This is a genomic window from Candidatus Paceibacterota bacterium (genome assembly GCA_035452965.1).
Taxonomy (GTDB): Bacteria; Verrucomicrobiota; Verrucomicrobiia; order Limisphaerales; family UBA8199; genus UBA8199.
In genome coordinates this window covers 1-13,229 of record DAOTCE010000029.1, presented here as the reverse complement: position 1 = coordinate 13,229, position 13,229 = coordinate 1, and the positions used below count along the sequence as shown (strand labels likewise).

Genomic DNA, 13,229 nt, shown 5'->3' with positions numbered 1-13,229 from the left:
TTTCCTGAGCGAACCATGCGGACACGACAACCGATGCGGCGTCTCCTGATCAGGATGCCGGAACTCTGGATGCTGAGCTTGACGGCCCTGCTGGCGGCGGGGCTCCCCGCGTGGGGGCAGCAGCGGGCCTATATCGGCTTCGTGTACCCTGCGGGCGGCAAGCAGGGCACGACCTTCCCGGTCAAGTTGGGCGGACAGGGCCTGGATGGCGCCAGGGAGGTGCTGATCACCGGCACAGGTGTTTCCGGCAAGGTCATCCAATGTTACCGGCGGATAGGTCCCCAGGAGATCACCTTACTGAACGAGCAACTCAAGGGGCTGAAACGGTCCAAGCCGGCGACGACGGAGGCAGCGATGATGGGGGCGGAGGCAACCATGATGGCCTCAGAGATGGAGGCAACAGATTTGGGGGCAACGTCGGCAAAGGCGACCGCTGCGTTGGGGCAGGACGATCAATCGCGGAATCTTATCGCCAGGATTGAGAAGCGGATTGCCGAATACTGCAACCGGCCAGCCAGCGTTGCCTTGGCGGGGTTGGTTTTCCTTGAGGTCACCATTGCGCCGGACGCAGAGCAGGGCCCGAGGGAACTCAGGATCAGGACCTCGGTTGGGCTGTCCAACCCGATGGTCTTTCATGTCGGCCAATTGCCGGAGTTCAGCCGCAAACCCATGCTGACCAGCAGCTACCAGGTGTTGGGCAAAGAGGAGTTGGCCCTTCGGAAACGACCGGCAGAGGAGGTGGAGTCGCGGGTTACCCTGCCCTGCACGCTGAACGGCCAGGTCGCTTCGGGTGAAGTCAACCGGTATCGGTTTACCGCTCGCCGGGGCCAGCGGCTGGTCATCACCACCCAGGCGCGGCAGTTGATTCCCTATATCGCCGACGCCGTTCCCGGCTGGTTTCAGCCTGTGCTGGTGCTCCGCGAAGCGGATGGGAAGGAGGTGGCGTATGCTGACGACTACCGTTTCAAGCCCGACCCCACCATCCTCTGTGAGGTTCCCAGGGATGGCGAGTATGTGCTCGACATCTATGACAGCATCTATCGGGGGCGCGAGGATTTCGTCTATCGGATCACCATTGGCGAGCTGCCGTTTGTGACAAGCATCTTCCCGATAGGGGGCCAGGCAGGCGCTCCGCTGGCAATTCGGATGAAAGGGTGGAACCTCGAATCGGCGGAGATGGCGCCGCCCGCGCTTGACGCCGGTCCGGGGATACATGAGTTGGTGGCGCCGGCCAGGAAATGGGTGTCTAATCGCGTGCCGTTTGCGTTGGACCCGCTACCGGATTGCCAGGAGAGCGAGCCTAACAATACCCTGAAGCAGGCGCAGCGGGTGAAGCTGCCGATCTTCGTCAACGGCCGCATGAATCAGACGGATGACCTGGACGTGTTTCAGTTCGCCGGCCGCGCCGGTGACACGATTGCCGCGGAAGTCCATGCGCGCAGGCTTGAATCCCCGCTGGATTCCGTGCTCAGGCTCACGGACCCGGACGGCAAGGTGCTAGCCTGGAATGATGATTACGAGGACGCGGGCTCGGGGGTGAACACGCATCATGCGGATTCGCGCCTGCTGGTGAAGCTGCCTGCCGACGGGACCTATTACGTTCATTTGGGAGATACTACGCGAAACGCCGGCGAGGAGTATGGCTACCGGTTGAGGATTAGCGAGGCCATGCCGGATTTTGCGCTGCGTGTCGCGCCCTCGAGCGTCAGCCTCCGCAGCAAGTCTTCCGGCCAACTCAGCGTTCATGCGATTCGCAAGGACGGGTTCACGGGGCCCATCAAAGTAACGCTGAAGAATCCCCCGGTGGGATTCTGGGGCAATTCGGTCTGGATCTCCGGCACACAACAGGTGGCACGGTTGATGGTGAAGACCAGCCTGGTGGATACCGCTGACCCTGTCAGCCTGACCATTGCCGGCACTGCGCGGATCGGGGAGCGGCAAGTTGAGCGCGAGGCCGTGCCGGCGGAAGATCGCATGCAGGCGTTTCTCTGGCGACATCTGGTGCCCGCGTCAGAGTTGAAGGCGCTGGTCTATGATCCTTCGGCCCTGCCCCAACCCAAACGCCTGGCGCGCGTCCAGCCGGTTTTCCCGCCCAGGACCAACGACACGCTCGCCGTCAACGGCTCTTCAGCCGGCAAGCCCAAGTTCACCCAGCAGCAGATTGCTGGTCGGCTTAGGCAGCTAAAGGCCCTGTTTGAGGAAGAACTCCTCACCGACGAGTTTTACGAGCAGAAGGTCGCCGAATGTGAGGCGGCGCAATAAACTGACCGCCAGGAGCAGGGCAGGTCCGTAAGCCTTTTCAAGTCTCGGCGCGCAAGCAGCGCATGCTCCCTCCACCGCCCGCTGGCCTCCTCCTACTTCCGCGAGGTGACGAGCACAATGCCCTGGCCGGGCCGAAGCGAGTAATGGAAAGGTTCGTGGATGTAGTCCAGCGCGTGCTCCGGGGACACGTCGCGCAGCGGCGCACCGGCCTGAACGAAGTGGCGGAAGTGGTCGGTGTAGAACTCCTGATGGTGGTACGGATCTTTGTTTAGAACCAGGAGCGCTTCGTCCTTGTGTCTCACCGAGGCCTTCCACATGAGCAGGATGCGCGAGTTTGAGCAGGGCAGGATGCTGGTAAGGCTCTCCTCGTGGAAAACGGCGTGGCCCTTCTTGAGGGCGTTGACGCTGGTGATGTAGGAAGCCAGGTCCACCTGGGGCGTCTCCCAGTCTGCCGGCGTGGATTGGACTACGTGCAGGGGTTTGCGGAAGCCGAATTCGAAGCCTATGGGCATCATGACGCCCGCCGAAAAGAGGGCGGCAAAGAGGTAGCGCTGTTTGAGGCCGTTGATATTGCCGTCCAACTCCTGGCAAAGGCGAGGGGTGTCATGGCTCTCCGGGAAACTGATGGAGCGTGTCGTCTCGCGGATGAGGTTGTACTGTTCGATCAGCCACCAACTCTCGAAGTCCCACCACTTGGAACTGTTGAACACGTAGTCAAAGCCGGCGCGGGCGGTGTCCAGGGTCTGATCGGCGGAGCAGCCGAGGGTTTCTGCGACGAAACAAGTGCCGTGATGGCTGGACTTGATTTCCCGGATGAGCCGATGCCAGAAGTTTCGCGGGACCTGGTAGGCGGCGTCGCAGCGGAAGCCCTCGAACCCGAGCGCCAGCAGATGCTCGATCACGCTCAGGCAGTAGCGGTAAAGGCCTTCCGGGTCGCGCGTGTGATGGTGATCGAACTGGGCCAGGTCCTTCCAGACGACCTTCTCGCCATTGTGCTGGCAGGAGGAGTTCGCGACCTGGCCGTCGGGCGTGCGGACGAACCACTCGGGGTGTTCGCGGGTCAACCGGGAGTCAACCGCGCAGTGGTTGATGACCAGATCAATCATTACCTTCAAGCCCGCGACGCGCGCTGCGGCGACCGCCTGCCGAACCTGATCCTCGGGCGAGGCGGAGCTCTGGGGGTCCAACAGGACCGGGTTGAAGCGGAAGTAGTCGGCCACCGAATAGAGGCTGCGCGAGGCGCCTGGCTGCTGAATCGGATTGACATACACCCAGTCGAATCCCATGGCCGCCGCCCGCGATAAGTGTTCGCCCCAACGGGTAAAGGGACCGGCAAGGAGGGGGAAGAGGTTATAGAGAATCATGAGTTGCGGTTGATTGTCGGGAGGCGGGAGGCGCTGCGGTTGCGCGGGTGCGGTCGAATTCGTTGCGGCGCCCCACCCGGGGATGCTGCGATTTGCCTGCTTGATTCCCAGGCATGGAATTATCGGCCCTGGGTGTCATCGCGCTTCTGCGCTCGCTCCTGCTGAATTTGGCGTTCGAGCAAAAGGCTGTCCTGGTGGTCAGAATGGCGCTGGCGCACCTGGCGAAGCGTGTCCAGGGCCTGGTCGAGTTGGCCAGCGCGGTAGAGGTAGAAGGCATAAGTGTAACCGTACTGCGCGTTGTCGGGGCGGAGTTCGGCCGCCCGGCGGCACCAGGTGAGCGCTTCGGCTGGACGATCCTTGAATAACAGGACACCCAGGTTGTAGGCGGCCTGGCCCGTCCTGGGGTCGGCCTGGAAGGCTGCGCGGAACGCTTGTTCCGCCTCCGGCATCTTGCCGACCTCAGCCATCAACATTCCGAGGTTGAGGTGAGTGGCGGCGTTGGTCGGGGCGAGGCGCAGGGCGGCGCGGAGGCTGGCTTCGGCCTTGTCATTCTGGCCCAGGGCATTGTAGGCGAGGGCTACGTTCACGCGGGGCGGAAGGGCATCGGCCTGGAGGCGAATGGCGGTTTCGAATTGGGTAATTGCCTCGGGCATTTGGCCACGGGCCTGGTAGAAGTTGCCGAGATTGTAGTGGGACGCCATGTCGTCGGGCCGGGAGCGCATGGAGTCAATATACTCAGCCGTGGCGGCGCGGACCTGGCGACGTTTGTCGTTGGGGAAGCTGTCCTCCGGGATGCCGGACAGGGCGGTGGCGGCGCGGACTCGGACGAGCCGGTAATCGTCGCCGGTGGCCTTGAGGAGGGCGGCGATGTTGGGTTGGTCCAGACGCTGGCCCAGGGCCTCGGCGACGCCGGCGCGGACGAGCGGAGAGGGGTCGGACATGAGGTTGCGGAGGATAGGCCACTTGTCGTCGGAGGGACACTCGCCGAGAAGGCGGACGAGGGATACGGTGTGAATCTCCTCGCGCTCGGGACTCGCGAGGTAGGCCAGGATGTCGGGGAGCTTCTTCCAATCCTGCTTGCGCGCGGCGGCAATGAGGGCGGCGCGTTCGAGAACCGGCATTTGGTAATCGCGATTGCGCCAATCGCGCACGAGCTTGTCGGCCCAGGCGGCGTCCTTGTTCGTATGGCAGATATTACAGGCGTTGGGGGAGTTGTACGCGATGGTAGTGGCGGGCGTGGGCGGACGCATGGAGTGGTCGCTGCGGAGCATGCGGGCAAACTCGGTCATGGGCATGTGGCAGGAGATGCATTGGTTGCCGGGAGTGCCGACCGGGTGGTGGGTGTGGTTGGTGGCGTTTTGGACCCGCTCAGCGTGGCAGGGGAGACAGGCGTTATTGGCGATGGCAGTGTCCTTGAAGCGGTAACGGCCGCTGGAGGTGTGGCAGTGGATACAGTCGAGTTGGCCTGACTTGGCGCAGGGGCTGAGATGCCACTGAGTCATGGTGTAGTTCTCGCCGAGGTCGCGGCCATCGGGGTAGAAGTCGGCGTGCTCGAAGCCGACCAGGTCGAAGTGATCGAAGTAGCGGTCGCCGGGGGCGAAGTTCATGGTGAGCGGGGACATCTTGGCGTGGCAGGGAGCGCAGGTGTCGTTGCGCTGCTGGGTGGTGAGCTTGCTGGTGACGATAAGCTTGATGTCGGCGGGCGGGGGCTGGTTGGTGGGCAGGGCGCGGAACAGCTCCACGTGGCCGGAAGAGGGGCCGTGGCAGGTTTCGCAGTTAATGCCGGGCTCGGCCCAGGTGGTGCGGTAGCTGTCGGTAGTGAGGTCGTAGTTCTTGGAGAGCTGGCTGACGTGGCAACTGAAGCAGGAGGTGTTGAAGGTGAGCGGGCGCTCCTTCCAGTAGAGGGCCTCGTCGAGGCGGTCGCCGAAATGGCGCATGGCGCTGGCGGTGGTATCGAACCATTCCTTGCGGCGCACGTCGTAGGCGACGGGGAGGACCTGCAGCCAGCCGCGGTCAAGCTGGGTGAGGAAGTAGAAGATGTTCTTGCCGCCCATCGCCTGCACCATCCGGTAGCGGTGTTCGCCTTCAGGGCTGCGCTCGATGACCTCCCCTTTCTTCAGATCGGCGCGGAACCGATACTTGCCCGCAGCGATCTCGGTCGTTTGTTCCGTCAGTTGGTTCCGGGCCAATTCGGGCGTGTAGGGCTGCATGGCCAAACCGTGGAAGGAGGTTGACCAGAGCTGGTAGAAACTCTCGTGGCATTCGCGGCAACTGCTTGAGCCGACGAAGCCCGGGGACGCGGTTTTGATAGCCGGGTTGGTTTGCGCCACGACAACCCAGCCGAGATTCAGGATCAGCAGAGTGATCAAGCCCGCGATTCGATACCGCACGCGCTCCGGGGCAACGCAGGGCCTCACCCGGTTCGCATTACAGCAGCCAGTATTCATAGCGGTCAACTATAGCATCTCGCACGTGGCGGGTCGCCGTCCATCACAAACAGAGACCTCTCCCTTTTGCGACGTCTGCCGCAACCACAGCATTCAAATATGCTGGCTTTTGGCCCGGATTCCAGTTTGCCTGTTGTGCTGATTCTGAATTTGTGAACGCATTGAAGAAAAGCTGGTTTTGCATGGGGTTGATCGCCTTGCTGGCGGGCCTGCCGTGCGCCTGTTCGCGCTTGCCTGCCAATGGCCCCAGGCCTCAGTCGGATAGGCACTCCGCCGCGGAGGACGTCATCCAACAGGTCCGGCAGAAGTACGCGCCGGACAGCCGCCTGGCGATTTTCGAGGTGGGGATCGAGCAGCGGGGCCGTGAGCTCGTTTTGACGGGCGCGGTGGACCGGGCCGAGGCCCGGCTCGATACCGTGCAGGCCATGGCCGACGCCGGCGTCAGAGTCACCGACCGCATCAAGGTGCTGCCGGAGGAAAGTTTGGGCGACCAGGTGTGGGGCATAGGTTGCTTAAGCGTCGCCAGCGGCCGGCTCCAACCGGAGCACAAGGCGGAGATGGGCACGCAGGTGCTGATGGGCGAGGTTGTGCGGGTGTGGAAACGATCCAGCAGCGTGGCGTATTCGTGGTATCTGGCTCAGACGGCAGACGGCTACTTGTCGTGGCTGCAGAACGGCACGTTCGTGCCTTGCACGCGCGAGCAGGTCGAGGCATGGAACCGCGGGCCGCTGCTAATCGTGACTGCCCTCGAGGACTGCATCCTGGAGCAGCCCCGGCCCGACGCACAGCCGGTGTCGGACGTGGTTTTGTGCGACCTGGTCCGGAGGACAGGCGAGGAGGGAGGCTGGTATCGGGTGGAGCTGCCGGACCAGCGCGCTGGGTTCCTTCTGAAGTCAGCGGCCGAGGATTACGCGGCGTGGAAGCAGGCGCGGCGGGCCAGCGCCGAGAACGTCGAGGGCGCGGCGCGGCAATTTATCGGACGGCCTTACCTCTGGGGCGGCAACTCTCCCAAAGGTTTCGACTGTTCCGGCTTCACCAAGACGGTGTTCTTCCTGAACGGCATTGATTTGCTGCGCGACTCCAGCAAGCAGGCGGGGCAGGGGATGGCGATACCACTGGACGCTGAGCTAAGCCAGCTCAAGAAGGGGGACCTGCTGTTTTTCGGTCGGCGCCCGCGCCGCGGTGAACCGGAGCGCGTGGTCCACGTGGGCATTTACCTGGGAGACAAACTCTTCATTCACTCCTCCGGGCGAGTGCGGATTGCCAGCCTCGACCCTCAATCGCCGCTGCGGGACGAAAGCCGCATTCGATCGCTTATACGCGCTCGCCGCCTGTTCCCCAACGACTAACTGACTCAGGTCGCGGGTTCAGACAGTGGCCGTCTCCCGGGCAACGTGCTTAGGCCAGTGCGGGCGGGAGTCGGCGGCAGGATAATCGGGGAACCAACAGAAGTCTTCGATTGCGGTTTTCAGGTCTTTATCCTCGAGGCTTTGGCCGAAGCCTTCATCGCGGGCGGTTTGCGCCACCTTGAAAGCGATGAGCTGGCTGGCGGCTCGGAGGTGCTGCAAGCTGGGGTAGAGGCAGCCCTCGCCGGCCGGATGCTCCACGGTAAACTCCGCCAGGGCGCGCGCGGCGGCCAGGAACATGGAATCGGTGACGCGGCTGGCCTCACTGATGAGGACTCCCAAGCCGACGCCCGGGAACACGAAGGCGTTGTTGCACTGGCCGATCACATGCTTGCGCCCCTGGTAGGCGACCGGCTCGAAGGGCGAACCGGTGGCCACCAAAGCGCGGCCGTCGGAGTTCTGCAGCGCTTCGGTGGGAGTACACTCCGCTTTGCTGGTGGGATTGCTGAGGGGGAAGATGATGGGCCGTTCGCAGTGGTCCGCCATCGCGCGCAGGGCCGCGGGGGTGAAGTCGCCAGCCTGCCCGGTGGTGCCAATCAGGACCGAGGGGCGGACGGCGCTGATCACTGCTTCGAGTGGCCGGGGCGGCGGACTGGATAGCCCCACGGCGGCCATTTCGTCTTTGCGGAGGGCGACATCGCGCTTGTGCTCCTCCAGATCCGACCGGCCTTCCCAAACCACGCCGGCGGAGTCCACGAAGATCTGGCGCTGTCGCGCTTCGGCCTCGGTCAGGCCTTCGGTGAGCAAGGCACTGCGCACCAGGCGGCCAATGCCGACGCCGGCGGCGCCGGTGCCAGCCATCAGAAAGCGTTGCTCCCTCAAGGGCTTGCCCGTGATCCGCAGGCCCGACAAGATGCCGGCCAGCGTGACGGCCGAGGTTCCCTGGATATCGTCGTTGAAGCTGGGCAGCCGCCCGGCATAGCGCCCGAGCAGGCGGAAGGCATTGGCCTTCTTGAAATCCTCCCATTGCAGGAGCGCGCGCGGAAAGACGTTCCTGACCGCCTGAACAAACTCCTCGACAAACGCGTCGTATTCCGGGCCGCGCAGCCGGCGGCCGCGGTAACCAAGGTAGAACGGGTCTTCAAGCAGGGCGCTGTTGTCTGTCCCGACGTCGAGACTTATGGGGAGCGTCAGTGAGGGATGAATGCCCGCGCCGGCGGAGTACAGGACGAGCTTGCCGATGGGAATGGCCATGCCGCCCGCGCCCTGGTCGCCGAGCCCCAGGATGCGTTCATTGTCGGTCACCACGATCAGGCGGACGTCGTGCTGGACAAAATTGCGGAGGCGCTGGGCAATCTGGCCGCGGTCGGTGGGCACGAGGAACAGGCCGCGCGGGCGGCGGTAAATATGACTGTAGCGCTGACAGGCCAGGCCGACCGTCGGCGTGTAGATAATGGGCGTGAGCCGTTCGAGGTTTTCCACCAGTAGCCGGTAGAACAGGACTTCGTTTCGGTCGAGCAGGGCGATCAGACCGATGTATTGCTCCAGCGGATCGGATTTCGAGAAGATGTGCTCCAGTTCCATCGCGACCTGCTGTTGGATGGTCAGCACCGCCGGCGGCAGCAGCCCTTCAAGCCCGAGCTTCCTGCGCTCCTCGATGGAGAAGGCGACATCCTTGTTCTGGGATGAGTCGCGAAGAATTTGCTCGCCGCGCGACCAATAGGTGTGAAGGCCTGCTTTGGAGTTCATGGCTCAAATTGCATAGGACGATTCTGGACTGCAAAACTGTCCCCGAGGATAGCCGCTCAGAGAGTTTGCCCACCCCGCAGGCCAGTTAGCATATTTCCGGCCAAGTTGTGGCACCATTCTCTAGCCTTATGCTACGCGGCAATTGCCATTCCCTTTGCGTATTTTGCTGCCCGGGTCAGCCTTCGAGCAGGGCCACGGCTGCCGCGTAGGTTTGCGTGTGGCTCAGGCTGATCAAAATCTGCCGCCCGCCCCGCGCCTCCAGGAGCTTTTGGCCCCCGTCGTGCAGGATGACAAACGGCTCGCCGGTCACCTTTCGCCCGACCTCCATGTCCTGCCAGCCGAGCTGAGCGCCAATGCCCGTGCCGAACGCCTTCGAGATCGCCTCTTTCGCGGCAAACCGCGCCGCCAGGAACGGCGCGGGGGCTTTGTGGGACAGGCAGTAGCTGATTTCGTTCGGGTGCAAAATGCGGGTCAGGAACCGCTCGCCGAACCTTTCATGCGAGGCCTGAATCCGGCCGACCTCGATGATGTCAATGCCGATGCCCAGTATCATGCCGGCCGGCCGGCTTCCCGGTAGTTGGCCATCAACCGCAGCATCTCCTGCACGGCAGCGGATAGACCGACGGTGATGGCGCGGCTGATAATGCTGTGGCCAATATTGAGCTCAATCAAGTGGGGCACCCGGTGTATCAGCGGCAAGTTCTGGTAATTCAGGCCGTGTCCGGCGTTGACCTTCAAACCGAGCCCGTGAGCCTGCCGGGCGCCCGCTATCAATCGGTCCAGCTCGGCCTGGCGTTCCCCCTCATGTTCAAACGCCTCGGCGAAAGCCCCCGTGTGAAGCTCGATGAACTGGCTGCCGGTGCGAGCCGCGGCCTCGATTTGCGCCGGATCGGGGGCAATGAACAAACTCACTTCAATCCCGCCGTCGTTCATCTTCTTCCGCGTCTCGGTGATCGCGCCCAGATTCGCAGCGACGTCCAGGCCGCCCTCCGTGGTGACCTCCTGGCGCCGCTCCGGCACCAGGCAAATGATGTCCGGTTTGAGTTGGAGGGCGATGCCAACAATTTCCGGCGCATTGGCCATTTCGAGGTTGAGCCGCGTCCTGATCACCTCGCGCAGCCGCCACACGTCGCGGTCCTGCATATGGCGCCGATCTTCCCGGAGGTGGGCGGTGATGCCATGTGCTCCGGCCGCTTCGCTGGCCAGCGCCGCCGCCACGGGATCGGGCTCGCCGCGCTCGCGTCCGCGATAGCGCGCCTCGCGCAGTGTTGCCACGTGATCAATGTTTACGCCCAGTTTCAGCATGCGCTGCGATTATGGTTTGGCCCCTGGCCCTTTCGCAACCCAAACATATTTGCAGTTGCCGTTAACCGCAACCCTTTGGTTCCATGCTTTGTGCCCCAAATGCGATCGCTCATTGGGCGTTGGCTGCCCGTGCTGGTCTGGATGTGCGTGATCTTCTCCGCCTCCAGCGACCAGTTGTCTTTTTCCCGCTCCTCCCGCATCGTTGGGCCGCTCGTGCGGTGGTTGTTCCCCGACGTCTCAGACGAGGCGGTGCACGCCATTGTCATTGCCGCGCGCAAATGCGCCCACCTGCTTGAATACGCCGTCCTGGCGCTGCTGTTCTGGCGCGCGTTGCGCAAGCCGCCCACGCCGGGGACTCCTCCCTGGCAGTGGTCGCAAGCGGCCCTGGTCCTGGCCCTCGTAGTTCTCTACGCCGCGACCGATGAATTCCACCAGGCGTTTGTCCCGTCGCGTGAGGGAAGTCTCCGCGACCTCCTGGTGGACGCACTTGGCGGGGCGTTGGGATTGCTTGGCTTGTGGGTCATCGGCCGCGTGCGCAGACGCTGGTAGCTGGCGGGCGCGAGCAGTGGCCTGCCAAACAAAGGTTATATGAGCTTCCTTTTCGGGAGCAACGTGCGGCGAGCCTGCCGGAGCAGAAAGGCGGCGCCGCGCCGAAGCGATTGGAAGCTCACTTGCTTTCTTTTTGGGGAAGAAGCACTCCCGGCATTCAGCGGCAGAAGGGCGCGCGCCGATCGGAGCCAGCGCCTGGCCCAGGCAAATTCGACTGCCAAAATGGCCAGCCCAACCGGGATGACGAGGAATGCCGGCCCGGGGAGCACGATCAGCACGACTCCAACGGCCAACACTGTGCCGCCAACAACCGCCACAACGATGCGCTTGATCTGTTTCATGTCGGATCGCCCGTGTCCGGGTCTTTCAGCAGGTTAGTCTTCGTCCCGCCTTGGCAATGCCAAAGCGGCAGCGGACCAGCTCCACGGCGCTTCAAAGCGAGCATTGGTTGGCTGGCCTCCTATTCGTTTATCCCCCAGTGGCGATAATCGGACGATAACGCGTAAGGCGTGGTGTAGCGCTTGTCAAGCGATGCACGCACTTGATCCAGCTGTGTCGCTGCCGCATCCGGGCCCGCATCCGCCATGAGCACGGGCTCAAAGGCGTCCTGGGCTGGCGCGGGTGCTCCAGGGGCCGCGACTTCATCAAGAGGCAGAGCGCTAAAGCTTTTGAAAACACGTTGGCTTTTCATGGGCGCAACTTCGATGCGAGCGCCCGTTTAGACCAATACGATTTTTCGATTGGATTTATAGATTAAAGTGAAAGAAGGTGTGCGGTATGGAATTCCTGAATTACCACCACCTGCGGTATTTCTGGACGGTGGCCAAGGAAGGCGGCCTGACGAGGGCCGCCGCCAAACTCCACGTTTCGCAACCCACCATCAGCGCACAGATTCAGGCCCTCGAGGGCATGCTGGGGGAAAAGCTCTTCCGCCGTGTGGGCCGCAACCTGGCACTGACCGATACCGGCCAGCACATCCTGGGTTTCGCGGAAGAGATCTTCTCGCTCGGGGAGGACTTGTTGAACTCGGTGAAGCAGCGCCCCACCCGGCGTCCGCTGCGGCTGCATATTGGCGTGGCCGACGCGCTGCCGAAGCTGGTGACCTACCACATCATTGAGCCGGTATTCCGCCTGCCGCAGGCGGTGCAGGTTTCGTGTTGGGAAACCCGGCTCTCGGACATGCTCGTCGAGTTGGCGGCGTACCGGATGGATGTCGTGCTCGCGGACGAACCGGCCTCCAGCGGGGTGGCCTCCAATGTTTTCAACCATTTGCTTGGTGAAAGTGACGTGACGTTCTGCGCCGCGCCGGCCCTGGCGGCGAAGCTGCGGCGCGGCTTTCCCAAATCGCTGAATGGAGCCCCCGCCCTGTTGCCGATGTCCCACAGCGGGCTGCGCCGCTCGCTGGAAAGGTGGTTTCAGACCAGGGGTGTGCGCCCGCGGCTGGTCGGGGAGTTTGAGGACGCCGCCCTCGTGTATATTCTGGCGGGGAACGGCCTGGGTTTCATGTCGGTTCCGTCCATCGTGGCGAAGGAAGCCATCACGCGCTATGGCTTCCGCCCGATTGGCCGCACGGACGAGTGCCAGCAGCACTACTACGCTATTACCGCCGAGAGCAAGCTCACGCATCCAGGCGTATTGGCGATCACCTCCACCGCGCGCCGGCGGCTGGTCGTCGAAAAGTGAGGATTGGTCTCGCACCCGGCACCGGGCGGGTCGCCGGGCGCCGTGGCGACGGAGGGGCAGGGGCGCATGGCGGTTCGCGCCGGCGGGCTGGATGGCGCCGAAAGGGGGGGGTGGCGGGCTGAAAATAAAAATTTGAATAAAGCTGGTCGTTATGCTATCTAATGGCGCATATGAAAAAACTAGTCATACTCCTCAGTGTTGTGGCGGTGTCGTTTGCGTTGCAGGCGGGCGACGGCACATGCTCTAAAGACAAGACGGCCTGCAATAAGTCCAAGACCGCGACTGGTGAGAAGATCAAAGTCGGCACGTGCAACAAGGGCACCGCCGAAGCCAAGGGCTCCTGTCCCGCCTCCAAGAAGGCCGGGGAAGCGGCAAGCAAGCCCGTTCAGAGTCCGAAGGCGAGTTCGTAGCCAATAGCCAGTTGACTGACGCATATCCCTGCCCCGTTCAAGGGGCGGGGATTTTTTTGTGGGTGCGCCCGGCAGGGCGCACTGACTAGTTGGTTAGAGTCCAATGCACACCCG

Annotated in this window: 12 protein-coding genes; 5 read left to right on the top strand and 7 right to left on the bottom strand. The window is 63.1% G+C overall.

What is annotated here, in order from left to right; translation table 11 throughout:
• Positions 1 to 15: 15 nt before the first annotated feature.
• On the top strand, positions 16 to 2,262 hold the full coding sequence (locus tag P5205_17435) for a PPC domain-containing protein (GenBank protein HSA12148.1): 2,247 nt from the start codon (positions 16 to 18) through the stop codon (positions 2,260 to 2,262).
• Between the two features lie 92 nt (positions 2,263 to 2,354).
• On the opposite strand, the gene P5205_17430 is transcribed toward P5205_17435, so the two are convergent.
• The gene (locus P5205_17430; protein HSA12147.1) at positions 2,355 to 3,626 is read right to left on the bottom strand and encodes an alpha-amylase family glycosyl hydrolase; all 1,272 of its coding nucleotides are present in this window, start codon (positions 3,624 to 3,626) and stop codon (positions 2,355 to 2,357) included.
• A 119-nt stretch (positions 3,627 to 3,745) separates the two neighbouring features.
• A complete protein-coding gene (locus P5205_17425) occupies positions 3,746 to 6,073 on the bottom strand; it encodes a tetratricopeptide repeat protein (GenBank protein HSA12146.1) in 2,328 nt (775 codons plus the stop codon).
• A 152-nt stretch (positions 6,074 to 6,225) separates the two neighbouring features.
• Here P5205_17425 and P5205_17420 point away from each other — a divergent pair, with 152 nt between their 5' ends.
• Positions 6,226 to 7,422 (top strand): C40 family peptidase, encoded by a 1,197-nt coding sequence (locus tag P5205_17420; protein HSA12145.1) that lies wholly within the window; start codon positions 6,226 to 6,228, stop codon positions 7,420 to 7,422.
• Between the two features lie 18 nt (positions 7,423 to 7,440).
• Here P5205_17420 and P5205_17415 read toward each other — a convergent pair whose 3' ends face one another.
• From P5205_17415 to P5205_17405, 3 genes are all read right to left on the bottom strand, one after another.
• On the bottom strand, positions 7,441 to 9,168 hold the full coding sequence (locus P5205_17415) for an NAD-dependent malic enzyme (protein HSA12144.1): 1,728 nt from the start codon (positions 9,166 to 9,168) through the stop codon (positions 7,441 to 7,443).
• A gap of 175 nt (positions 9,169 to 9,343) precedes the next feature.
• A complete protein-coding gene (gene acpS / locus P5205_17410; GenBank protein HSA12143.1) occupies positions 9,344 to 9,721 on the bottom strand; it encodes a holo-ACP synthase in 378 nt (125 codons plus the stop codon).
• A complete protein-coding gene (locus tag P5205_17405; protein HSA12142.1) occupies positions 9,718 to 10,473 on the bottom strand; it encodes a pyridoxine 5'-phosphate synthase in 756 nt (251 codons plus the stop codon). Before P5205_17405 ends, acpS begins: the two co-directional genes overlap by 4 nt.
• A gap of 99 nt (positions 10,474 to 10,572) precedes the next feature.
• Here P5205_17405 and P5205_17400 point away from each other — a divergent pair, with 99 nt between their 5' ends.
• The gene (locus P5205_17400) at positions 10,573 to 11,022 is read left to right on the top strand and encodes a VanZ family protein (protein ID HSA12141.1); all 450 of its coding nucleotides are present in this window, start codon (positions 10,573 to 10,575) and stop codon (positions 11,020 to 11,022) included.
• 35 nt (positions 11,023 to 11,057) lie between these two features.
• Here the strand turns inward: P5205_17400 and P5205_17395 are convergent, their stop codons facing one another.
• Both P5205_17395 and P5205_17390 read right to left on the bottom strand, forming a co-directional pair.
• Entirely contained in the window at positions 11,058 to 11,363 is a 306-nt protein-coding gene (locus P5205_17395) for a PGPGW domain-containing protein (protein ID HSA12140.1), read from the bottom strand.
• A gap of 119 nt (positions 11,364 to 11,482) precedes the next feature.
• Positions 11,483 to 11,713 (bottom strand): hypothetical protein, encoded by a 231-nt coding sequence (locus P5205_17390; protein HSA12139.1) that lies wholly within the window; start codon positions 11,711 to 11,713, stop codon positions 11,483 to 11,485.
• Positions 11,714 to 11,799: 86 nt separating this feature from the next.
• On the opposite strand from P5205_17390, the gene P5205_17385 reads away from it, so the two are divergent.
• Both P5205_17385 and P5205_17380 read left to right on the top strand, forming a co-directional pair.
• Positions 11,800 to 12,705: a LysR family transcriptional regulator gene (locus P5205_17385; protein HSA12138.1), complete on the top strand. Its 906-nt coding sequence runs from the start codon at positions 11,800 to 11,802 to the stop codon at positions 12,703 to 12,705.
• Between the two features lie 170 nt (positions 12,706 to 12,875).
• Positions 12,876 to 13,115 carry a hypothetical protein gene (locus P5205_17380; protein HSA12137.1) on the top strand — a complete coding sequence of 80 codons (240 nt, stop codon included), beginning with the start codon at positions 12,876 to 12,878 and terminating at the stop codon, positions 13,113 to 13,115.
• The last annotated feature ends 114 nt before the right edge of the window (positions 13,116 to 13,229 follow it).